Origin of the sequence: Pseudomonas sp. JH-2 (assembly GCF_036231725.1) — a bacterium.
Classification (GTDB): domain Bacteria; phylum Pseudomonadota; class Gammaproteobacteria; order Pseudomonadales; family Pseudomonadaceae; genus Pseudomonas; species Pseudomonas delhiensis.
Genome location: NZ_JAZAQP010000059.1, coordinates 1 through 22380, shown reverse-complemented (window position 1 = coordinate 22380; position 22380 = coordinate 1). Strand labels below are relative to the sequence as shown.

15 protein-coding genes are annotated in these 22380 nt (G+C 68.7%); 6 read left to right on the top strand and 9 right to left on the bottom strand.

The features are described 5' to 3' along the window. Positions 1-14 precede the first annotated feature (14 nt). Together VV867_RS27385 and VV867_RS27380 are read left to right on the top strand one after the other, a co-directional pair. Complete coding sequence (locus VV867_RS27385) at positions 15-1091, top strand: aromatic ring-hydroxylating dioxygenase subunit alpha (RefSeq protein WP_328568067.1); 1077 nt, start codon at positions 15-17, stop codon at positions 1089-1091. A gap of 102 nt (positions 1092-1193) precedes the next feature. After that, on the top strand, positions 1194-2471 hold the full coding sequence (locus tag VV867_RS27380; RefSeq protein ID WP_328568066.1) for an OprD family porin: 1278 nt from the start codon (positions 1194-1196) through the stop codon (positions 2469-2471). A gap of 739 nt (positions 2472-3210) precedes the next feature. Here the strand turns inward: VV867_RS27380 and VV867_RS27375 are convergent. From VV867_RS27375 to VV867_RS27350, 6 genes are read right to left on the bottom strand one after another with little or no spacing between them, the layout of a single operon-like run. After that, positions 3211-4032: a peptidylprolyl isomerase gene (locus tag VV867_RS27375; protein ID WP_328568065.1), complete on the bottom strand. Its 822-nt coding sequence runs from the start codon at positions 4030-4032 to the stop codon at positions 3211-3213. 11 nt (positions 4033-4043) lie between these two features. Then, positions 4044-4727, bottom strand: a complete 684-nt coding sequence (gene narI / locus VV867_RS27370; protein WP_089394604.1) for a respiratory nitrate reductase subunit gamma — start codon at positions 4725-4727, stop codon at positions 4044-4046. Positions 4728-4740: 13 nt separating this feature from the next. Further along, the gene (gene narJ / locus VV867_RS27365; RefSeq protein ID WP_275629283.1) at positions 4741-5502 is read right to left on the bottom strand and encodes a nitrate reductase molybdenum cofactor assembly chaperone; all 762 of its coding nucleotides are present in this window, start codon (positions 5500-5502) and stop codon (positions 4741-4743) included. After that, a complete protein-coding gene (gene narH / locus VV867_RS27360) occupies positions 5495-7051 on the bottom strand; it encodes a nitrate reductase subunit beta (protein WP_009621752.1) in 1557 nt (518 codons plus the stop codon). Before narH ends, narJ begins: the two co-directional genes overlap by 8 nt. After that, positions 7048-10812 carry a nitrate reductase subunit alpha gene (locus VV867_RS27355; protein WP_275629282.1) on the bottom strand — a complete coding sequence of 1255 codons (3765 nt, stop codon included), beginning with the start codon at positions 10810-10812 and terminating at the stop codon, positions 7048-7050. The genes narH and VV867_RS27355 overlap by 4 nt, the downstream gene beginning before the upstream one ends. A gap of 29 nt (positions 10813-10841) precedes the next feature. Then, a complete protein-coding gene (locus tag VV867_RS27350; protein ID WP_328568064.1) occupies positions 10842-13490 on the bottom strand; it encodes a nitrate/nitrite transporter in 2649 nt (882 codons plus the stop codon). A gap of 330 nt (positions 13491-13820) precedes the next feature. Between VV867_RS27350 and VV867_RS27345 the strand changes: the two genes are divergently transcribed. The 4 genes from VV867_RS27345 (at position 13821) to VV867_RS27330 (ending at position 17405) form a co-directional block, all read left to right on the top strand. Beyond that, complete coding sequence (locus tag VV867_RS27345) at positions 13821-15515, top strand: FAD-dependent monooxygenase (RefSeq protein ID WP_328568063.1); 1695 nt, start codon at positions 13821-13823, stop codon at positions 15513-15515. A gap of 10 nt (positions 15516-15525) precedes the next feature. Then, positions 15526-15708 carry a DUF2783 domain-containing protein gene (locus VV867_RS27340; RefSeq protein WP_328568062.1) on the top strand — a complete coding sequence of 61 codons (183 nt, stop codon included), beginning with the start codon at positions 15526-15528 and terminating at the stop codon, positions 15706-15708. A 91-nt stretch (positions 15709-15799) separates the two neighbouring features. Beyond that, the gene (locus tag VV867_RS27335) at positions 15800-16603 is read left to right on the top strand and encodes a helix-turn-helix transcriptional regulator (RefSeq protein WP_109934999.1); all 804 of its coding nucleotides are present in this window, start codon (positions 15800-15802) and stop codon (positions 16601-16603) included. 268 nt (positions 16604-16871) lie between these two features. Beyond that, a complete protein-coding gene (locus tag VV867_RS27330) occupies positions 16872-17405 on the top strand; it encodes an REP-associated tyrosine transposase (protein ID WP_328568061.1) in 534 nt (177 codons plus the stop codon). A 198-nt stretch (positions 17406-17603) separates the two neighbouring features. On the opposite strand, the gene VV867_RS27325 is transcribed toward VV867_RS27330, so the two are convergent. The 3 genes from VV867_RS27325 to VV867_RS27315 all read right to left on the bottom strand — a co-directional run. Next, positions 17604-20015, bottom strand: coding sequence for a glucose/quinate/shikimate family membrane-bound PQQ-dependent dehydrogenase (locus tag VV867_RS27325; protein WP_328568060.1), 2412 nt, complete (start codon positions 20013-20015; stop codon positions 17604-17606). A gap of 44 nt (positions 20016-20059) precedes the next feature. Further along, on the bottom strand, positions 20060-22177 hold the full coding sequence (locus tag VV867_RS27320; protein WP_328568059.1) for a TonB-dependent receptor family protein: 2118 nt from the start codon (positions 22175-22177) through the stop codon (positions 20060-20062). A 62-nt stretch (positions 22178-22239) separates the two neighbouring features. Next, a partial coding sequence (locus VV867_RS27315; RefSeq protein ID WP_328568076.1) for a carbohydrate porin occupies positions 22240-22380 on the bottom strand: 141 nt, incomplete at its 5' end.

Here is a 22380-nt window from a genome sequence, read left to right as displayed (position 1 = left end):
AGCTGGAGACCGCCATGAGCACATCGCAAGCCCAGTCACTCGCCTACGAGGTTGCGGCGCCCGCCGCGCCGCCGAAGTTCCCGCTGGACCAGTGGTACGTCGCGGGCTTCGCCTGGGAGCTGAAAGACAAGCCGATAGGCAGGACCCTGCTCGGCCAGCCCGTCGTACTGTTCCGCACCGCGGACGGCCGGCCGGCGGCCCTGGAGGATCGCTGCTGCCACCGGGCGCTCCCGCTGTCCCACGGCACGCTCGAAGTGCAAGGGGTACGCTGTGGCTACCATGGCCTGCTGTTCAACGGCGCGGGGCAGTGCCTGGAGGTGCCCGGGCAGGAAAGGATTCCCACCAAGGCCAAGGTGCCGGCCTACCACGTCCGTGAGCGCGACCGGATCATCTGGATCTGGTTCGGCAGCGCGGAGCACCGGGAGCCGACCTGCGAGCCCCCGGCCTACGAGGTCCACAGCAGCGGCGAGTACCTCTACGACGGAGGCGTCTACCACTACCAGGCCCCCTATCAGCTCATCCACGACAACCTTCTCGACCTGAGCCACCTGGGCTACGTGCACCTGCGGACCATCGGCGGCAACGCCAGCATCCACATGAACGCCCGGATGCGCGTCGAGAGCAACGACAACAGCGTGCGGGTCGTTCGCCACATGCCGGACTCGGTGCCGCCGCCGACCTACACCGCCGCCTACCCGTTCCGGGGCAAGGTCGATCGCTGGCAGGAAATCGAGTTCCGCGTCACCCACCTGCGCATCTGGACCGGCGCGGTCGACGCCGGCAGCGAATCGCTCGACGAACCTCGCCGCGGCGGCTTCCACATGCGCGGTTTCCACGGCGTAACGCCCGAGACGGAAAGCACCAGCCACTACTTCTGGACCATCGCCACCAACCCACGGAGCAATCCCGAAGAGACCAAGGCGAAGGTCGTCGAACAGACCGTCATGACCTTCGACGAGGACAAGGTCGTGATCGAGGCCCAGTACAGGAACATGCTCGCGTTCGGCCCCCGGCCGCTGGTGGACATCCACGTGGACGTGGGCGCCAACCGCGCGCGCAGGATCATCGAGCGGCTGCGCCAGGCTTCCTGATGGCCGCAGAGGCGGCCACAACAACCGGCGGCCCGTCGTCGCCTGGCCATCCCGGCCGGGCCCCTGGTTACACCCATAACAAGAACAAGAAGGTAGTACCCCATGAGCACTCAATCTTTCGACTTCAGGCTGTCCGGCCTGGCGGGGTTCGCGGCCTTGCTCTCGCAAAGCGCGTTCGCGGACCTCATCGAGGACAGCAGCGTCACCCTCACTGCCCGCAACTTCTACCTGGACCGGGACTACAAGGACGAAACCCCGTACCCCGCCGCCCGGGAATGGGCCCAGGGGTTCATCGTCAGGGCCCATTCAGGCTTCACCGAGGGGACTGTCGGCTTCGGCCTCGATGCGACAGGGATGCTGGGGCTCAAGCTCGACTCGTCGCCGGACCGCACGGGCACCCAGTTGCTTTCCTACGACCCGCTGAGCCGAGAAGTCCGGGATGAATACTCCGAACTCGGCCTGGCCCTGAAAGGCAAGGTCTCCAAAACCAAAGTGTCGGCAGGAACGCAGTTCCCCTCGCTGCCGGTGATCTACGCAAGCCCTGCCCGGCTTCTGCCGCAGTCGTTCCGCGGGGTCTACATGATCTCCGACGAGCTGGACGGGCTGACGCTTCATGCGGGGCGAATGGACCGGGTCAACCAGCGGGACTCCACCGATTACCAGCCGCTCGCACTGGCCTCGCCCAATGGCCGTTTCCAGCCCGGGGCGACCTCCGAGCGTTTCGACTTCTATGGCGGCGACTATCGCTGGACGGACAACCTGACCTTGCGCCTGTTCCATGCGGAACTGCGGGACATCTATACCCAGGACTTCCTGGGCGCGCTCCATTGGCTGCCGTTGGGCGAAGGCAGGCTCAAGTCGGATATCCGCGTATTCGACAGCCGCGATGATGGCCAGGCCAAGGCCGGGAAGGTCGACAACCTGAACGTGGGCGGCATGTTCAGCTACCTGTGGGGCGGCCACAGCCTGGGCGTCGGCTACATGCGCCAGTTCGGCGATACCGCCTTTCCCTACCTCGCCGGCGGCGAGCCCATCGTGCTGAGCGACGGTACCCTGAGCGCGGACTTCGTGAACCCCAGGGAGCGCACCTGGACGCTGAGGTACGACTACGACTTCGCCGCCTCGGGCATACCGGGCCTCACCGGCATGGCGCGCTACCTGCACGGCGACAGCATCGACCTGCCCGCGCTGGGCGGCGGCAGCCTCAGCGAGTCCTCGAAGGACTTCGAACTGGCCTACGTCATCCAGTCCGGCCCCGCGAAGGGCCTGGCGTTCCGGTTGCGAGAGACCTTCTACCGGAACCAGCAGAATGCGAACGCCACGTTCCGAAGCGACAACGAGACGCGGATAAACATCGACTACACCATCAGGCTCTGGTGAACCGACCGGCCGGGGTGCGGCGGGTGTTGGGTTCCCAGGATTTCGCTCCTACGGGAAACGCCGTGCCTCGTTGCGGACTGTAGGAGCGGGCCCTGCCCGCGATTCGCGCGCAGGGCGCGCTCCTACAGGGTGGAGCCAGGCGCCCCGGTAGCATGGCCAACGGCGTACAACCGCGAGCGGTTGTACGCCCTACGGGTGGCCTGGCGTAGGGCGAATAACGCCTCCGGCGTTATCCGCCGTTTGACCTTGGCCGCATTCCGCTCGGTACCGGGCACGGAGCCGCTGTCGGAACCACGCCAGGCTCAACCACGGAGTTGCCGACAAGGAAGGTGTAGCGGCGGATAACCGCGAACGGTTATTCGCCCTACGTCACCGGCAGGCCTGGCGTTATCCGCCGATCGCGGACGGAGTCCGCTCCTACGGGGAAGCTCCGTGCCTCATTGCGGACTTTAGGAGCGGGCCCTGCCCGCGATTCGCGCGCAGGGCGCGCTCCTACAGGGTGGAGCCAGGCGCCCCGGTAGCATGGCCAACGGCGTACAACCGCGAACGGTTGTACGCCCTACGGGTGGCCTGGCGTAGGGCGAATAACGCCTCCGGCGTTATCCGCCGTTTGACCTCGGTCGCATTCCGCTCGGTGCCGGGCACGGAGCCGCCGTCGGAGCCGCGCCAGGCTCGACCACGGAGTCGCCGGCAAGGAAGGTGTAGCGGCGTATAACCGCGAACGGTTATACGCCCTACGTCACGACCGGGCGCCGTGTTCGGGGCTGTCGTCGAGGGTGATGCCCTTCACGCCTATTTCCTTTTCCAGCGCCAGCAGGTATTGGCGCAGGGCCTGGCGGGTGGCTTCCTCGCGCAGGCTGTGGCGCACGCGGGCGCTGACCTGGACGTAGGGCAGCGGCTTGCTTTCGCGGCGGTCGTCGATGCTCACCAGGTGCCAGCCGTAGCGCGAGGCCAGGGGGCGGTCGTGCAGGCCCGGGGGCAGGCGCTGCAGGGCCTGGTCGAGTTCGGCCACGGTTTGCCCGGCGCTTAGCCAGCCCAGGTCGCCGCCTTCTTCCTTCGACGGGCAGGCCGAGTGGCGTTGGGCCAGTTCGGTGAAGCGTTGCGGGTCGCGGTGCAGTTCGCGCAGCAGTTTTTCGCCCAGGTGGTAGTGGGCGTCGCGGGCGCTGGCGTCGTCCGGGGCGGCGGGCAGGAGGATGTGGCGGACCTTGACCCGGGCCGGCTCGGCGAAGCGTTCGCGGTGGGTTTCGAAGTAGCGCCGGCAGGCCTCCTCGTCGGGCTCGGGGACTTGCAGTTCGCGCTCCAGCAGCGCCGCCACGGCCTGGTCGGCGCCCTCCTCCGCCAGTTCGCCCGCAGGCAGCAGGCCGAGGCTGGCGGCCCTTTGCCCGAGCAGTTCGCGCACCACCAGGGCGCGGGCCGCCTGCAGTTGCGCCTCGGCCAGGGAGGCGGCCGGGTGGAAGGGGGTTTCCCGGGCGATGTCGGCTTCGCTGAGCCGGGCGCTGCCGACGCGGATCACCGCGACGGGTTCGTCCGGCAGGTTCTCGACGGCGATCATTTGGGCCATGGCTTCGCTCCTCAGCCGCGCCGGCGGACGATCTGGTAGTTACGCCCGAAGTAGCCCAGGGGGATGCTCCAGACGTGCACCAGGCGGGTGAAGGGGAACAGCAGGATGATGGTCAGGCCGAGGAAGATGTGGATCTTGAAGATCAGCGGCGTGCCGATCAGGAAGCTGGCCGCGTCGCCGCGGAAGAACACGATGGACTGCGCCCAGCCGGCCAGGGCCAGCATCATCTCGCCGTCCAGGTGGTGCAGCGAGAAGAAGATGGTGATCAGCCCCAGGCAGGCCTGCAGCAGCAACAGCGCGATGATCAGGTTGTCCATGAAGCTGGACGAGGCCCGTACCCGCGGGTTGAACAGCCGCCGCCACAGCAGCATGGCGCCGCCGATCACGCAGAGCACCCCGGCAATGCCGCCGAAGACGATGGCCATGAGCTGCTTGTGGCCGGCGGAAAGAAACGGCTCGTAGACCCAGTGCGGGGTCAGCAGGCCGACCAGGTGGCCGAAGAAGATCGCCAGGATGCCGATGTGGAACAGGTTGCTGGCCAGGCGCATGTGGCGGCTGGAGAGCAGCTGGCTGGAGCCGGTCTTCCAGGTGTACTGGCCGTAGTCATAGCGCAGCAGGCTGCCGAGCAGGAACACGGTGCCGGCCAGGTAGGGGTAGTAACCGTAGAGCAGGTGCAGAACGTAGTCTTCGAACATGGTGAGCCTCCGTTCATTGGCCGTCCGCCAGGGGCGGCGGGGTGGTCGGCAGGACCTGGATGACCTGCGGGACCGCTTCGTACTTGCGCTCGGCCAGGCGCCGGCCCTCGGCGGACTGCAGGCTGCAGTCCTGGTCGGAGTCGGCGTTGAAGCGGACGATTTCCTCTTCCCAGACCGCGTCCAGGGCTTGCGGGGTGTCGTCCGGCGCCTCCCCTTCCACCGCCGGGCGCTGCTGCTGGATCAGTTCGCTGCGGCCGATCAGCGCCAGCAGCGCGTGGGGCACCAGGGCGTGGTCGGCGCCGCGCTCTTCCAGGCGCGCGGCGAGCAGCGCGAGTATGTGCTGGATGTCGCCCAGCCACTGGCCGATCTCCGCGTGGCTGCGGGTGGAGAGGTATTCGAGGAACAGCGGCAGGTGGTCGGGCAGCTCGCGGGCGTCGAGCTGGAAGCCGGCGGCCTGGTACTCGGCCAGCAGGTCGACCATGGCCTGGCCGCGGCCGCGGGATTCGCCGTGGACGTGCTCGAACAGCAGCAGCGAGACCGAGCGGCTGCGGTCGAAGAGTTCGACGTAGGCCTCCTGCAAGTCGAGCAGTTCGCTTTGCGCCAGGCGCCGGCACCACTTCCGCAGGCGCTCGCGCAGCGCGGTGGGCAGGCGCGTCTCGGCGCCGAGGATGGCGGCCAGTTCGCCAGCCGCCGCCTGCAGTTCGGCGCAGGGGTAGTCGAGCAGCCGGGCCAGCACGCGCAGGCTCAGCAGGCCCTCGGGCTGGCGCTCATCCATGGCGGCTGTCCTCCACCGGGTCGAAGGTCTGCACCGGCTTGACCAGGGTGGTGGTCTGCTTGCTGCCGCCGAACAGGCTGACCTCGCTGTTGCCGCCGTGGCAGCCGTTGCCGAAGGTGAAGCCGCAGCCGCTGCGCTCGGCATAGGCGTCGGGCAGGGCCTCGCGGTGCCCGGTGGGGATGACGAAGCGGTCCTCGTAGTTGGCGATGGCCAGGTAGCGGTACATCTCCTCCACCTGGCGCTGGCTCAGGCCGACCTGCTGCAACACTTCGCTGTTGAGGGTACCGTCCACGTGCTTGGCGCGCATGTACACGCGCATGGCCATCAGCCGCTTGAGGGCCAGCACCACCGGCGCCTCCTCCCCCGCGGTGAGCATGTTGGCCAGGTAGCGCACGGGGATGCGCAGCGATTCGATCTTCGGCAGCACGCCGTCGAATTCCACGTGGCCGGCCTCGGCGGCGGACTGGATGGGCGACAGCGGCGGCACGTACCAGACCATGGGCAGGGTGCGGTACTCCGGGTGCAGCGGCAGGGCCAGCTGCCAGTCGATGGCCAGCTTGTACACCGGCGAGGCCTGGGCGGCGGCGATGACGCTGTCGGGCACGCCGTCCTTGCGCGCCTGCTCGATCACCTGCGGGTCGTGGGGGTCGAGGAAGATCTCGCACTGGCGGTGGTAGAGGTCGCGGTCATCGGCCGAGGCGGCCACTTCCTCGATGCGATCGGCGTCGTAGAGCAGCACGCCGAGGTAGCGGATGCGCCCCACGCAGGTCTCCGAGCAGACGGTCGGCTGGCCGGTCTCGATGCGCGGGTAGCAGAAGATGCACTTCTCGGATTTGCCGCTCTTCCAGTTGTAGTAGATCTTCTTGTACGGGCAGCCACTGATGCACATGCGCCAGCCGCGGCACTTGTCCTGGTCGATCAGGACGATGCCGTCCTCCTCGCGCTTGTAGATCGCCCCGCTGGGGCACGAGGCCACGCACGCCGGGTTCAGGCAGTGCTCGCACAGGCGCGGCAGGTACATCATGAAGGTGTTTTCGAACTGCCCGTAGATGTCGGCCTGGACCTGCTCGAAGTTGATGTCCTTGCGCCGCTTGGCGAACTCGGTGCCCAGCAGTTCTTCCCAGTTCGGCCCCCACTCCACCTTGTCCATGCGCAGCCCGCTGATCAGCGAGCGCGGCCGCGCCACCGGCTGGTGCTCGCCCTGGGCGGCGCTGTGCAGGTGCTGGTAGTCGAAGGTGAAGGGTTCGTAGTAGTCGTCGATCTGCGGCAGGTCGGGGTTGGCGAAGATGTTCGCCAGCACCCGCCACTTGCCGCCGATGCGCGGGTTGATGGAGCCGTCGGCGTTGCGCACCCAGCCGCCGTTCCACTTCTTCTGGTTCTCCCATTCCTTGGGGTAGCCGATGCCGGGCTTGGTCTCGACGTTGTTGTACCAGGCGTACTCGATGCCTTCGCGGCTGGTCCAGACGTTCTTGCAGGTGACCGAGCAGGTGTGGCAGCCGATGCACTTGTCGAGGTTCAGGACCATGCCGACCTGGGAACGGATCTTCATTTCACCGCCTCCTGCTGGTAGTCGTTGCCTTCGCCGTCGAGCCAGTCGATGCGTTTCATCTTGCGCACGATGACGAACTCGTCGCGGTTGGAGCCAACGGTGCCGTAGTAGTTGAAGCCGTAGGACAGCTGGGCGTAGCCGCCGATCATGTGGGTCGGCTTGGGGCACACCCGCGTCACCGAGTTGTGGATGCCGCCGCGGGTGCCGGTGAGCTCGGAGCCGGGCACGTTGAGGATGCGCTCCTGGGCGTGGTACATCATCGCCATGCCCGGGCGCACCCGCTGGCTGACCACCGCCCGCGCGGCGATGGCGCCGTTGGCGTTGTAGAGCTCGATCCAGTCGTTGTCGACCACGCCGATGGCGCGCGCGTCGTCCTCGCTGATCCAGACGATGGGCCCGCCGCGCGACAGCGTCTGCATCAGCAGGTTGTCGCTGTAGGTGGAGTGGATGCCCCACTTCTGGTGCGGCGTCAGCCAGTTCAGGGCGATTTCCGGGTTGCCGTTGCTGCGCGGCTCGGCGACGCTGGCCGCGGCCTTGGTGTCGATGGGCGGGCGGTAGACCATCAGGCTCTCGCCGAAGGCGCGCATCCAGGGGTGGTCCTGGTAGAACTGCTGGCGGCCGGTCAGGGTGCGCCAGGGGATCAGCTCGTGGACGTTGGTGTAGCAGGCGTTGTAGCTCACGTGCTCGTCCTCCAGGCCCGACCAGGTGGGGCTGGAGATGATCTTGCGCGGCTGCGCCACCAGGTCGCGGAAGCGGATCTTCTCTTCCTGCTTGGGCCGCGCCAGGTGGGTGTGGTCGCGCCCGGTGATCTTCGACAGCGCGGCCCAGGCCTTGACCGCCACCTGGCCGTTGGTTTCCGGGGCCAGGGTGAGGATCATCTCCGCCGCATCCACCGCCGAGGCCAGGCACGGCCGGCCCTGGGCGGAGCCGTCGAGCTTGCGGTAGTTGAGCTTGCCGAGCAGCTCGACCTCTTCCTGGGTCTGCCAGGCGATGCCCTTGCCGCCGTTGCCCAGGGTGTCCAGCAGCGGGCCGACGGAGCTGAAGCGCTCGTAAGTTTCCGGGTAGTTGCGCTTGACCTCGATCAGCGAGGGCATGGTCTTGCCGGGGATGGGCTCGCACTCGCCCTTCTTCCAGTCGCGCACCTGCGCCTGGGCCAGTTCGCCGGGGCTGTCGTGCTGCAGCGGCAGGGTCACCAGGTCGGTTTCCTCGCCCAGATGGCCGACGCACAGGCGCGAGAAGGCGCGGGCGATGCCGTCGTAGATCTGCCAGTCGCTGCGCGCTTCCCAGGCCGGGTCGGTGGCGGCGGTGAGCGGGTGGATGAAGGGGTGCATGTCCGAGGTGTTGAGGTCGTCCTTCTCGTACCAGGTCGCCGTCGGCAGCACCACGTCGGAGTACAGGCAGGTGGTGGACATGCGGAAGTCCAGGGTCACCAGCAGGTCGAGCTTGCCCTCGATGGGCTCGTCCTTCCACAGCACTTCCTCGGGCTTCTGCTTTCCAGCCTCGCCCAGGTCCTTGCCGAGCACGCCGTTCCTGGTGCCCAGCAGGTACTTGAGCATGTACTCGTGGCCCTTGCCCGAGCTGCCCAGCAGGTTGGAGCGCCAGACGAACAGGTTGCGCGGGTGGTTCTGCGGGTTGTCCGGGTCCTCGCTGGCGAAGCGCAGCTGGCCGCTCCTGAGCTGTTCCACCACGTAGTCGGCGGTGCTCTTGCCGGCGGCCTGGGCCGCGGCGGCCAGGCGCAGCGGGTTGGTGCCCAGCTGCGGCGCCGAGGGCAGCCAGCCCATGCGCTCGGCGCGCACGTTGAAGTCCACCAGGCTGCCGCTGAAGTCCTGCGGCCGGGCCAGGGGCGAGAGCAGTTCCTTCACCTCCAGCTTCTCGTAGCGCCACTGGCTGGAGTGGTTGTAGAAGAACGAGGTGCCGTTCATGTGCCGCGGCGGGCGGTGCCAGTCCAGGGCGAAGGCCAGGGGCGTCCAGCCGGTCTGCGGGCGCAGCTTCTCCTGGCCGACGTAGTGCGACCAGCCGCCGCCGCTCTGGCCGATGCAGCCGCAGAGGATCAGCATGTTGATCAGCCCGCGGTAGTTCATGTCCATGTGGTACCAGTGGTTCATCCCGGCGCCGACGATGATCATGGAGCGGCCGTGGGTCTTGTCGGCGTTCTCGGCGAACTCGCGGGCGATGCGGATCATCTGCGCCGCCGGCACCCCGGTGATCGCCTCCTGCCAGGCCGGGGTGTAGGGCTTGAGCTGGCCGTAGTCGCTGGCGCCGTCGTCCTCGCCGGCGCCGCCCACGGTGGGCTGCAGGCCGCGGTCGATGCCGTAGTTGGCGGCCATCAGGTCGAACACGCTGGCCGCCAGCACCTCGCGGCCGTCGGCCAGCTGCAGGCGCTTGGCTGGCACGTGGTGGTAGAGCACCTCGCGCACGGGCACGTTGGGGAAGTGCTTGCGCTCGATGCCGCCGAAGTACGGGAAGGCCACCCGCGCCACTTCATCGTGGCGGCCCAGCAGCGACAGCGCCAGGCGTACCTCGCGGCCCTCGGCGTCCACCGGCTCCAGATTCCAGTGGCCGGACTCGCCCCAGCGGAAGCCGATGGAGCCGCGCGGCACCACCAGGCGCTCGCCGGCCTCGTCCCAGGCCAGGGTCTTCCACTCGGGGTTGTTGGCCTGGGCCAGGTTGTCGGCGAAGTCGCTGGCGCGCAGCTGCTTGCCGGGGACCAGGCCGCCTTCGGCGCGCGGCTCCAGCTCCACCAGGATCGGCAGGTCGGTGTAGCGGCGCGCGTAGTCGGTGAAATAGCTCCGCGGGTTCTCCAGGTGGAATTCCCTGAAGATCACCTGGCCCATGGCGATGGCCAGGGCCGCGTCGGTGCCCTGCTTGGCGCTCATCCACTCGTCGCAGAGCTTGGAGATTTCCGCGTAGTCCGGGGTGATGGCCACGGTCTTGGTGCCCTTGTAGCGCACCTCGGTGAAGAAGTGCGCGTCGGGGGTGCGCGTCTGCGGCACGTTGCTGCCCCAGGCGATGAGGTAGCCGGAGTTGTACCAGTCGGCGGACTCGGGCACGTCGGTCTGCTCGCCCCACACCTGCGGCGAGGCGGGAGGCAGGTCGCAGTACCAGTCATAGAAGCTCAGGCATACCCCGCCGATCAGCGACAGGTAGCGGGTGCCCGAGGCGTAGCTGACCATGGACATGGCCGGGATCGGCGAGAAGCCGGCGACGCGGTCCGGGCCATAGGTCTTCACCGTGTAGACGTTGGCCGCGGCGACCAGCGTCTGCAACTCGTCCCAGTCGCTGCGCACGAAGCCGCCGCGGCCGCGGATGGACTTGTACTGCCTGGCCTTCTGCGGGTCCTCGACGATGCTCGCCCAGGCCAGCACCGGGTCGGCGTGGCTGGCCAGCGCCTCGCGCCACAGCTGGATCAGCGCCTTGCGCACCAGCGGGTACTTCAGCCGGTTGGCGCTGTACAGGTACCAGGAGTAGCTGGCCCCGCGCGGGCAGCCGCGCGGCTCGTGGTTGGGCAGGTCCGGGCGGGTGCGCGGGTAGTCGGTCTGCTGGGTTTCCCAGGTGACCAGGCCGTTCTTCACGTAGATCTTCCAGCTGCACGAGCCGGTGCAGTTCACCCCGTGGGTGGAGCGGGCGATCTTGTCGAACTGCCAGCGCTGCCGGTAGCCGTCCTCCCAGGCGCGGCTCTCGTCGCGGGTCTCGCCGTGGCCGCCGGCGAATGCCGGCGGGCGTTTGACCAGGTAGCGCAGGCGGTCGATGAAGTAACTCATTTCTCTCCTCCTCGGCGCGGGCCGGGCGGCTAGCAGCTCACCTCGGCGTTACGGCGGGTGTAGTAGAACCAGGTCACCACGATGCACAGGGCGTAGAAGACGATGAAGCCGTAGAGCGCCCACTCCGGCCCACCGGTCAGGTCGAACGAACTGCCGAACGACTTCGGGATGAAGAAGCCGCCGTAGGCCGCCACCGCCGAGATGAAGCCCACCGCGGCGGCGGACTCCTTCTCGCTCTGCAGCGCCTGCTGCTCGGCGGGCAGCCCGGGGAACAGGCGCGGCGTCTGGATGCGGAAGATCGCCGGGATCATCTGCGTGGTGCTGGCGTTGCCGACCCCGGAGAAGAAGAACAGCAGCAGGAACATGGCCAGGAAGCCCCAGAAGGCCCCCGGCTGGTCCTTGATGCCGATGAAGAACAGCACGCCGCCGACGCACGCGGCCATGGCGACGAACACCCAGAGGCTGATGCGCCCGCCGCCGAAACGGTCGGCCAGGCCGCCGGAGAAGGCGCGGCTCAAGGCGCCGATCAGCGGGCCGAGGAAGGCGAAGCGCAGCACGTCGATCTGCGGGAACAGGTGCCCGGCCAGCAGCGGGAAGCCGGCGGAGAAGCCGATGAAGCTGCCGAAGGTGCCGGTGTAGAGCACGCTCATCAGCCAGGTGTGCTTGCGCTTGAAGATCGCCAACTGGTCGCTGAACGAGGACTTGGCGCTGGCGATGTCGTTCATCCCGAACCAGGCGGCGAGGGTCGCGGCGATGATGAACGGCACCCAGATGAAGCCGGCGTTCTGCAGCCACAGCGGGGTGCCGGCGGCGGTCACCTGCGGCTCGCCGCCCAGGCCGCCGAACACCGCCAGGGTGATCGCCAGCGGCACCAGGAACTGCATGACGCTCACGCCCAGGTTGCCCAGCCCGGCGTTCAGGCCCATGGCCGCGCCCTTGGCCTGTTTGGGGAAGAAGAACGAGATGTTGGCCATGCTCGAGGAGAAGTTGCCGCCGCCCAGGCCGCACAGCAGGGCGAGGATCAGCATGATCAGGTAGGGCGTATCCGGGTTCTGCACGGCGAAGCCGATCCACAGCGCCGGCACCAGCAGCGAGGCGGTGGACAGCGCGGTCCAGCGCCGGCCGCCGAAGATCGGCACCATGAAGCTGTAGAAGATGCGCAGGGTGGCGCCCGACAGCCCGGGCAGCGCCGCCAGCCAGAACAGCTGGTTGGCCGTGTAGCCGAAGCCGGCCAGCGGCAGCTTGGCCACCACCACCGACCAGACCATCCAGATGGCGAAGGCCAGCAGCAGGTTGGGGATGGAGATCCACAGGTTGCGCGTGGCGATGCGCTTGCCCTTGGCCTCCCAGAACGCGGCGTCCTCCGGGTGCCAGTCCAGCAGCACGAAGCTGCTGGGGGTGGACAGTTCCGGCAGGTCGCGGGTCTCGCGCCGCTCTGCCCACTCCACGCGCTCGGCCATGCGGATGGCGTAGTGCATCCATGCCAGGGCGCCGGCGGCGATCAGGAACAGCAGCATGAAACAGCTCTGCCACACGCCCAGCACATCGTTGAGCATGCCGAAGGTCAGCGGCAGGAAGAAGCCGCCGAGGCCGCCGATCATGCCCACCAGGCCACCCACCACGCCCACGTGCTGCGGGTAGTAGCTGGGGATGTGCTTGAACACCGCGGCCTTGCCCAGGGACATGAAGAAGCCCAGCACCACGATCAGCAGGATGAAGCCGGCCAGGCTCATGTGCAGGGCGAACTCGATGTCGCCGCGCACCCCGGTGACCGTGTAGCGGGTCGGCGGGTAGCTGAGCAGGAAGGTGCACAGCGCCGACATGCCGAGGGTCCAGTACATCACCCGGCGCGCGCCGTAGCGGTCGGACAGCCAGCCGCCGAGGATGCGGAACAGCGACGCCGGCACCGTGTACAGCGCGGCTATCACCCCGGCGCTGGCCAGGCCCAGGCCGAACACCTGCATCAGGTAGTGCGGCAGCCACAGGGCCAGGGCGACGAAGGCGCCGAAGACGAAGAAGTAGTACAGCGAGAAGCGCCATACGCGCAGTTCCGCCAGCGGCGCCAATTGCTCGGCCAGCGGGACCGGCTGGTTCCTGCGCGATTCGCTCTGCGGGTCGGACTTGGCCAGCAGCAGGAAGGCCACGCCCATGGCCGCCAGCACCGCGGCGTACACCAGGGCGGCGCCGCGCCAGCCCAAGGCCAGCAGCAGGAAGGGCGCGGCGAAGTTGGTGATGCCGGCGCCGACGTTGCCGGCGCCGAAGATGCCCAGCGCGGTACCCTGGCGCCCCGGCTCGAACCAGGCGGAGGTGTAGGCCGTGCCGACGATGAAGCCGCCGCCGGCCAGGCCCACGCCCAGCGCCGCCAGCAGCAGCGTGTAGAAGTTGCCGGCGAAGGTCAGCAGGTAGACGCACAGCGCCGAGGTCAGCATCAGCAGGCCGAACACCCAGCGCCCGCCGTAGCGGTCGGTCCACAGGCCGAGGAAGATCCGCGAGACCGAGCCGGTCAGCACCGGCGTGGCCATCAGCAGGCCGAGCTGGGTGTCGGACAACCCGTACTCGTCCTTGATCTGCAGACCGAGGATGGAGAACAGCGTCCACACGGCGAAGCAAAGGGTGAACGCCAGCGTCGACAAGCCGAGTGCCCGGTACTGGTCCCGGGCGGGAGCGGTCGTAACCATGCGCACGCAGTCCCTGGCGAGCGCCTCGAATGGCGCTTGCTCTGCAGGCCTGCGGCAATTCCCGATGACCGGCGGCTACCGGTCCACAACCCACGACATTGCACCCAGGCCAATCACGGTTGATGTTGCTGCTTTCGTTATCGTGGCACCGTTTCGGTGCAAGAACTGAGCGTAGACAGGTTCCGCGAGAATTCCACAACGCCCGTTCAGGAAGAGGCTCGCGGGGCGCGGCGCAAGTTGTCCCCTTGTGGGGACATCCCGGCCGCGCGCGGGGATTAGAGTCGTCGGCGAATCCGCCCACAAGCACAATAATCCCGGAGACGCACCGCGATGCACTGCCCTTCCGCCGAGCCCCGGCGCTCGCTGTATTTCGACTACCAGGTCCACCCCGCCTTCACCGCCACCGTGGGCGCCGCGCAGGCCGAGCGGCATGCCGTGGTCATCGTCGGCGCCGGGCCCATCGGCCTGGCCACCGCACTGAACCTGGCCCGCTACGGCATCCCCTCGGTGCTGCTCGAGGCCGAGCAGCAGGTCAGCGAGGGCAGCCGCGCCATCGTCTTCACCCGCCGCTCGATGGAAATCCTCCAGCAGGTGGGCGTGGCCGACCGGGTGACCGCGGCCGGGCTGGGCTGGCGCTTCGGCAACTCCTTCTACCGCAACCAGCTGGTGTTCCGCATGGAGGCGCCGCAGGACGCGGACGACCGCTTCGCCCCCATGACCAACCTGCAGCAGCCCTGCCTGGAGCAGTACCTGGTGGAGGCCGCCCAGGCCAACCCGCTGATCGAGCTGCGCTGGGGCAACAAGGTGACCGCCCTCGCCCAGGCCGCGGACCATGCGCGCCTGGAAGTGGACACCCCCGCCGGCCCCTACGCCCTGGAAGGCCAGTGGGTGATCGCCGCCGACGGGGCGCGCTCGGCCCTGCGCGCGCTGCTCGGGCTGAAGCTCGAAGGCGCGGCCTACGAGGGCCGCTTCGTGATCGCCGACATCCGCATCCGCCTCGACCTGCCCACCGAGCGCCTGGCCTTCTTCGACCCGCCGTGGAACCCCGGCAACACCGTGCTGATGCACCGCGAGCCCGGCGACATCTGGCGCATCGACTACCAGCTGCCGGCCGGCGAGACGCCGGAGCAGGCCCTGGCGCCCGAGTCGCTGCGCGCACGCATCGACGCGCAACTGGCCCTGGTGGGCGTGCGGGAGCCGCAGTGGGAGCTGGACTGGTGCTCGGTGTACTCCGCCCGCGCGCTGACCCTGCCGGACTACATCCAGCAGCGGGTGATCTTCACCGGCGACGCCGCGCACCTGCTGCCGATCTTCGGCGTGCGCGGGGCCAACACCGGTTTCCAGGACTGCAACGACCTGGCCTGGAAACTGGCCCTGGCGCTCAAGGGCCTGGCCGGCCCGGCGCTGCTGCCCTCCTACAGCCACGAACGCGTCGGCGCGGCGCGGGAGATCATCGCCGAGGCCGGCAAGAGCACCCGCTTCATGACCCCGCCCACGCCCGGCCAGCGCCTGGTGCGCGACGCCGTGCTGTCGCTGTCGCTGAGCCAGGCCTTCGTCCGCCCGCTGTACCACTGGCGCACCTCGCGGCCCCACGACTACGCCGACTCGCCGCTGAACTGCCGTGACGACGACGATGCGCAGTTCCCCGCCGGCCCGCGCCAGGGCGCGCCGCTGCCGAACATCCGCCTGGGCGAGGACGACTACCTGTTCGACCACCTGGGCGCCGCCTTCCACCTGCTGTACTTCACCGAGGCCGGCGAACTGCCCGAAGACCTCCGGGCCCAGGCCGCGGCCCTGCGCGAGCGCGGCATCCCGCTGCGCATCCTGGCCATCGGCGCGGCCGACGCGGTGGACGGCGCCGACCTCAGCCTCGCCGACGCCGACGGCCACCTGCGCGACAAATACGGCGCGCAACCGGGCTGCGCCTACCTGGCGCGCCCCGACCAGCACGTCTGCGCGCGCTGGCGGCAATTGAGCGGCGCCGCGCTGGGCCGGGCCATCCACACCGCACTGGGCAACGCCTGAGGAAACCACCATGCAGACACTGACCCTCGCCGGGCTGGAAACCGTCTACGAGCAACTGGCCGACACCCTGGACCGCGCGCCCGAGGGGCAGCGCGAGCTGTTCCTGGTCAAGCTGGCGCTGCTCGCCGCCGAGGCCCTGGCCGACCCCGCGCGCTTCGCCGAACTGACCGAGGCCGCCCTGCTGGACCTCTGAGCCCGGCCGATCCCCGGTCCGCCACGGCGGCGGCCGGGGGTGCTACAGTGGCCGGCGCCCGCAACCACCAGAACCCCGGAGGGATGTCGCGATGCAGTACTGGCCCCTGCGCGCCGGCAGCGTCGAGCACAGCCTGAACCTCGGCCACGCCGCCAGCCTGTTCGCCCGCGTCGGCGGCAACCGCAGCCGCACCCTGGCCGCCGACCTGCTGCAGCTGATCGGCCCCGGCGTGCCCCTGGCGCAGTGCACCATCTTCGCCTACGCGCCGCGGCGCAACCCGCAGGTGTTCTCCTTCGCCGACCGCGCCCGCGACGTGGCCCTGCCGCGCATCTCCCACAACTACGCCGAACGCTTCTACAGCCAGGACGGCAACCAGCAGGCCATGGCCCACGGCGGCCCGGCCGAGCGCATCCTGGTGCAGCGCCAGGGCATCGACGACATCGCCCATCCCGAGTACCGCCGCGTGTGCTACGAGCAGCCGCGCATCAGCGAGCGCGTGGCCCTGCTGACGCACTGCGAGAACGAACGCTGGCTGTCGCTGAACTTCTACCGCGGCCGCGAGCACGGGCACTTCTCCGCCCGCGAGATGGACTACCTGCAAACCCTGGCGCCGCTGCTGATCCAGGCCGTGCGCCTGCACTACCAGGCCTGGCTGCAGGCCAACGAACTCCCCCTGCTGCTGGCCGAACGCGTAACCGCCCGCCAGCCGGGCCTGACCCTGCGCGAACAGACACTGCTGCGCCTGATGCTGACCGGCGCCGACACCGACGCCATCGCCACGCAACTGGGCGTACGCCCCTCCAGCGCCGCCACCTACGTCAAGCGCCTGTACCGCAAGCTGGGCATCGGCGGGCTGCGCGAACTGATCGGCCTGGCGACGCAGGCGCAGTGGTAACACCCCCCACGATGGGCTTGCCGTAGGGCGAATAACGCTCCGCGTTATCCGCCGTTTAACCTCGGCCCCATGCCGCTCGGTGCCAAGCACGAAGCCGCCCCAAGCCCAACCACGAAGTTGCCGACAAGAAAGGTGAAGCGGCGGATAACCGCGAACGGTTATTCGCCCTACGCCAGGTCCGAGTTTCTTGTAGGGCGAATAACGCTCCGCGTTATCCGCCGTCCGCCCAGTTACCCTGCCCCATGGCAGAGCACAGGGAGGACCGCCGATGCCGAACTACCGACGCGCCTGGATTCCCGGCGGCACCTACTTCTTCACCGTTACACTGCGCGACCGCCATTCGGACCTGCTGGTGCGGGAGATAACCCTGCTCCGCCAGGTCGTCGCCAAGGCCCGGCGCCGGCATCCGTTCCGTATCGACGCATGGGTCGTACTCCCCGAACACATGCATTGCCTGTGGACACTTCCGCCGGGCGACACCGACTACGCCACCCGCTGGAAGGTCATCAAATCCGGCTTCGCCCGTCACATCACCCCGGGAGAATGGCTTTCCGCCGCGCAGCGCCTGCGCGGCCAGCGGGGAATCTGGCAGGCACGCTATTGGGAACACCTGATCCGCGACCATGCCGACTACCGGCGGCACTTCGACTACATCCATGTCAATCCGTTGAAACACGGGCTGGTCACGGCGGTGAAGGACTGGCCATTCTCGACCTTCCACCGAGCCGTTGCCGAAGGCATCTACCCCACGGACTGGGCCGGGGACCTTTCACTGGAAGTGCAGGCAGCGGAACGGCATTGAGGCCGACGGCGGATAACCGCGAACGGTTATCCGCCCTACACCCATGGCGGGCTTGTCGTAGGGCGAATAACGCTCCGCGTTATCCGCCGTTTGACCTTGGCCCTATGCCGCTCGGTGCCGCCCTGCAAAGCCGCGCCAGCCAAACGAAAACACCCGCGGATCGCTCCGCGGGCGTTTTTCATTGCCGCGCCCGTGCCCTCAATCCGGCAGCGCGAAGGCCATCACGTAGTCGCCCTGGCGGGTGCCGAGGGAACCATGCCCACCCGCCATGACCAGCACGTACTGCTTGCCGTCCTTGCCGGTGTAGGTCATCGGCGTGGTCTGCGCGCCGGCCGGCAGGCGGCCTTCCCAGAGGACCTTGCCGTCGCGCAGGTCGTAGGCGCGCAGGTACTGGTCCAGGGTGCCGCTGAGGAAGCCCAGGCCGCTGGCGGTGGTGATCGGGCCGCCGAGGCTGGGCACGCCCATGGTCAGCGGCAGCGGGACCGGCGAGCTGTCGCGCACGGTGCCGTTCTTGTGTTTCCAGATCACCTTGTGGGTGGTCAGGTCGACCGCCGCCACGTAGCCCCAGGCCGGGGCCTGGCACGGCAGGCCGACGGGCGACAGGAAGGGCGCCATGATCACGCCGTAGGGCGCGCCGGCGTTGGGCTGCACGCCCTCGGTCTCGCTCTTGCGCGCAGGGCCCCCGGCGACTTCCTCGCTCGGCACCAGCGTGGATTTGAAGGCCATGTAGTCGGGGTTGACGAACATGATCTGACGCACCGGGTCGACCGATACGCCGCCCCAGTCGAACACCCCGAAGTTGCCCGGGAACACCAGCGAGCCCTGCAGCGACGGCGGGGTGTAGATGCCCTCGTAGCGCAGCGACTTGAAGTCCAGGCGGCAGAGCATCTGGTCGAACGGCGTCACGCCCCACATGTCCTTCTCTTGCAGGGTGGTGGGCATGAAGTTCAGTTCGGACATCGGCTGCGTTGGCGCGGTGTGGTCGCCTTCCACCGCGCCCTGGGGCACCGGGGTTTCGTTGATCGGCACTATGGCCTCGCCGGTGCGGCGGTCGAGCACGTAGATACTGCCCTGCTTGGTCGAGGCCAGCAGCGCCGGCCTGATGCCGTCGGCGGTCTTCAGGTCGACCAGGGTCGGCTGGCCGCCCACGTCCATGTCCCACAGGTCGTGGTGGGTGAACTGGTGGGTCCAGCGCACCTTGCCGGTATCGATGTCCAGGGCGGTGACGCCGGCGCTGAACTTCTCGGCCTCGGGGGTGCGGTTGCCGCCCCACTGGTCGGGCATCTGGTTGCCCATGGGCAGGTAGACCAGGCCGAGCTTCTCGTCGACGCTGGCCACCGACCACATGTTCGGCGAGTTGCGGGTGTAGGTCTTGTCGGCGGCGATGGGCGCGGTGGCGTCCGGGTTGCCGCTGTCCCAGTTCCACACCAGGTGGCCGTCGCGCACATCGTAGGCGCGGATCACCCCGGAGGGCTCGTCGGTGGAGACGTTGTCGGTGACGTGGCCGCCGATGATCACCAGGTCGCGGGTCACCGCCGGCGGCGAGGTGGAGTAGTAGCCACCGGCGGTGAAGGTGCCGATGTTGGCGCGCAGGTCGATCTCGCCCTTGTTGCCGAAGCCTTCGCAGACCTTGCCGGTGTCGGCGTCGAGGGCGATCAGGCGGGTGTCGGCGGTGGGCACGAACAGGCGTTTCGGGCAACTGCCGGCGGCCGGCGCCGGGCTGGCGACGGTAGTGCCGTCGGCGGCCTTGGCGGCGTAGGCGGCTTCATCGTGGTAGGCCACGCCGCGGCAGGTCATGTGCGCCCAGCCCTTGAAGTTGGCGGCGTTCTGCGTGCTCAGCTTGGGATCGAAGCGCCAGAGTTCCTTGCCGGTGTCCGGGTCCAGGGCGATCACCTGGCTGTGCGGGGTGCACACGTAGAGCTTGCCGTTGACCTTCAGCGGGGTGTTTTCCGCGGTGGTCTCGCCCGGGTCGTTCGGGCCGGGCAGGTCGCCGGTGCGGAAGGTCCAGGCCAGCTTCAGCTGGTGGACGTTGTCCGGGTTGACCTGCGTGAGCGGCGAGTAACGGTCGCCGAAGGCGGTGCGCCCGTAGGCCTGCCAGTCGCCCTCGGGCTGGGCCGGGGCGGCGTTGGGCACGCCGGCGCTGGCGCGGTCGATGCGCCCTTCGATGCGGCCCGGGTTGGTGAACTGCGAGGCGATGGCGCTGGCGCCGGCCAGCACCACGGCCAGGCCCAGCAGCGCGGTGGCCTTGGGCGCGGGGCCTGCGCTCAGCAGCGGGCGGCGCAGCCAGGGCAGCAGCAGGACGATGCCGAGCACGAACCACAGCGCCAGGCGCGGCACCAGTTGCCACCAGTCCAGGCCCACTTCGTACCAGGACCACAGGGTGCTGCCCAGCAGGAACAGCGCGTACAGGCCGATGGCGGCGGCGCGGCCGAGCAGCAGCAACACGCCGGTCACGACCAGCACCACGCCGGCCACCAGGTAGTAGAGCGAGCCGCCCAGGCTCAGCAGCTTGACGCCGCCGGCCAGCAGGGCCAGGCCCATCAGCAGCAGCAATAGTCCGAGCAGGCTCGGCAGCAGGCGTGGCCTGCCAAACGCACCGTCAGTGCTCATGCGTGTTCTCCTTCGGTCTTTCAGTGAGCGGGTACTGCTTGGGTTCAGAACTGGTATTCGAGGCCGGCGCCGGCGTACCAGGAGCGCCCCGGGGCGGCCTCGTAGTAGCGGCCGTTGCTGTCGCCGACGATGACCGAGCCGACGTACTGGCGGTCCAGCAGGTTGTCCAGGCGCAGCAGTTGGTGGAACGTCCAGGGCCCGTAGCGCTGTTCGAAGCGGGTGCGCCAGTTGAACACCGCGTAGCTGGGCACCGGCTTGTCCTCGTTGCTGTCTTCAACATAGACCTTGCTGCGGTACTGCCCTTCGAAGCCCATGCTGATGTCCTGGCGCGGCTTCCACACCAGCTCGCCGTAGAGGCTGCTGCCGGGCACGCCGGGCAGGTGGTTGCCCTTCTCGATGGTGCTGCCGCCCTCGACGAAGTCCTGGTCGTAGGTGGCCTCCAGGCGGGTGTAGGCGAGGGTCGCGTCCCACTGTTCGTTGAGCTGGCTCTGCACGCCCAGTTCGAAACCGCGGCGCAGGGTCTTGCCGGCGTTCTGGTAGCTGGTGCGGCCGCCGGTGGAGCTGGCGACGACGATTTCGTCGTCGGTGCGGATTTCGAAGACCGCTGCGTTGATCCGAGTGTTGCCGCCGACCTTGGCCTTCAGGCCCAGCTCGTACTGGGTGCTGGTGGCCGGGTCGAGGCCGAAGTTGAAGCTTTCCACCGGGCCCGGGGCGTAGGCCATCTCGGCCTGGGTCGGCGTCTCGAAGCCCTTGCCGGCGCTGACGTAGCCATGCAGCTCGGGAGTGAAGGCGTACATCACCGACAGCGACGGGGTGTTCTTCTGGTACTTCTTCGAACCGCTGGAGTCGCCGTTGGCCAGGTAGTGGTCGTCCACTTCCATCTTCATGGTGCTGTGGCGCAGGCCGGCGTCGAAGGTCCAGTCGCCCAGCTCCCAGCGCGCCTGCACGTAGGGGTCGAGGCTGGTGGCGGTGTCGTCCTCGTCGCGGCGCAGCTCGCCCTTCACCCCCAGCAGGTCGCCGCTGTAGTTCTGGTAGCCGTGGCGGTCGTCGCGGCTGCGGTCGTAGTCCACCCCGGTGGTGACGGTCAGCTCGCCGGGCACCCCCTGCACCGGCTGGATCCAGCGCAGGGTGCCGCCATGGAACTCGCGGTCGAAGTCCACCACGCCGCCGCCGCGCTGGGTGTTGGAGACCACGCCCCTGGGGATCGACAGGTACTGGATGACGCTGCGCTGGCCGGCGTAGAGGTTGAACTGCAGGGTGGCGTCGCCGAAGTAGCGCTCGTAGTTCATGCCCAACTGTTGGTGGTCGATGCTCTTGCGCGTGTTGTAGGTCTCGGCCACCGACGCCACCGAGCGCGGGTCGTGCTTGTAGGCATCCCAGGTCTGGCCCAGCGGGTCCTGGGTGCCGTTCTGCTCCAGGCTGCTGTAGATCAGCGCCAGGCGGCTGTCGTCGTCGGGCCTGAAGTTGAGCTTGGCGAAGGTCTGGTCGCGGCGCGCGGCGCTGTGGTCGCGGTAGCCGTCGGTATCCATGCGCGAGGCGTCGAGGAGGAAGCCGGCCTTGTCGTTGCCGCCCTCGGCGTAGAGGTGGTTCTTGTTGAAGCCGTCGCTGCCGAAGGTGGTCTCGGCGCCCACCCTGGGCGGGCCGGCACCGTCGCGGCTGAACATCTGGATCACCCCGCCGGCGTTGCTGCCGTAGAGGGTCGAGGCCGGGCCGCGGAGCACTTCGATGCGCTCGGCGACGTCGAGGTTGAGGGTGGCCGCCTGGCCCTGGCCGTCGGGGGTGCTGGCCGGGATGCCGTCGCTGAGCAGCTTCAGCCCGCGGATGCCGAAGGCCGAGCGGGCGCCGTAGCCACGCGAGGAAATCTGCAGGTCCTGGGCGTAGTTCTGGCGGTTCTGCACCACCAGGCCGGGCACCCGCGGCAGCACCTCGGAGAGGTTCACGCCGAGCTGGCCGTCGCCGATCCGCGGCTGCTGCACGGTGTCGATGGAGAACGGCAGGTCGAAGCTGGACACCGGCGCGTAGGTGCCGGTGACGACCATCGGGGCGAACACCTCGTCGGCGGGCACGGCGCTGTCCTCGGCGCCGGCGGCGTGGCTGGCGCTCAGCCCCCAGAGCAGCAGCGACGGCTGCAGCAGGGCGAGCGGGAGAAAACGCGGGGGCATGCTGGGGTTCCTGCTCCTTGCCCCGGGAACGGGCCGGGGCCTTCTGCTGATGGCGTGGCGGTTCAGAAGCTGGACTGGACCTTCAGCCCGGCGACCAGGGCGTTGTCCACCTCGTAGACGCCGCCGGGATGCTTGATGTACTGCAGGTTCGGCCGCACGGTCAGCCAGTTGGTGACGTGCACCCCGTAGTACAGCTCGGCGTC

What these genes read in the sequence shown, in the direction of transcription:
- VV867_RS27345 (WP_328568063.1), top strand. Translation starts at nt 13,821, where the DNA reads ATGCACTGCCCTTCCGCCGAGCCCCGGCGCTCGCTGTATTTCGACTAC.
- VV867_RS27355 (WP_275629282.1), bottom strand. Translation starts at nt 10,812, where the DNA reads ATGAGTTACTTCATCGACCGCCTGCGCTACCTGGTCAAACGCCCGCCG.
- narI (WP_089394604.1), bottom strand. Translation starts at nt 4,727, where the DNA reads ATGTTCGAAGACTACGTTCTGCACCTGCTCTACGGTTACTACCCCTAC.
- VV867_RS27350 (WP_328568064.1), bottom strand. Translation starts at nt 13,490, where the DNA reads ATGGTTACGACCGCTCCCGCCCGGGACCAGTACCGGGCACTCGGCTTG.
- narJ (WP_275629283.1), bottom strand. Translation starts at nt 5,502, where the DNA reads ATGGATGAGCGCCAGCCCGAGGGCCTGCTGAGCCTGCGCGTGCTGGCC.
- VV867_RS27385 (WP_328568067.1), top strand. Translation starts at nt 15, where the DNA reads ATGAGCACATCGCAAGCCCAGTCACTCGCCTACGAGGTTGCGGCGCCC.
- VV867_RS27330 (WP_328568061.1), top strand. Translation starts at nt 16,872, where the DNA reads ATGCCGAACTACCGACGCGCCTGGATTCCCGGCGGCACCTACTTCTTC.
- narH (WP_009621752.1), bottom strand. Translation starts at nt 7,051, where the DNA reads ATGAAGATCCGTTCCCAGGTCGGCATGGTCCTGAACCTCGACAAGTGC.
- VV867_RS27380 (WP_328568066.1), top strand. Translation starts at nt 1,194, where the DNA reads ATGAGCACTCAATCTTTCGACTTCAGGCTGTCCGGCCTGGCGGGGTTC.
- VV867_RS27320 (WP_328568059.1), bottom strand. Translation starts at nt 22,177, where the DNA reads ATGCCCCCGCGTTTTCTCCCGCTCGCCCTGCTGCAGCCGTCGCTGCTG.
- VV867_RS27375 (WP_328568065.1), bottom strand. Translation starts at nt 4,032, where the DNA reads ATGGCCCAAATGATCGCCGTCGAGAACCTGCCGGACGAACCCGTCGCG.
- VV867_RS27325 (WP_328568060.1), bottom strand. Translation starts at nt 20,015, where the DNA reads ATGAGCACTGACGGTGCGTTTGGCAGGCCACGCCTGCTGCCGAGCCTG.
- VV867_RS27335 (WP_109934999.1), top strand. Translation starts at nt 15,800, where the DNA reads ATGCAGTACTGGCCCCTGCGCGCCGGCAGCGTCGAGCACAGCCTGAAC.
- VV867_RS27340 (WP_328568062.1), top strand. Translation starts at nt 15,526, where the DNA reads ATGCAGACACTGACCCTCGCCGGGCTGGAAACCGTCTACGAGCAACTG.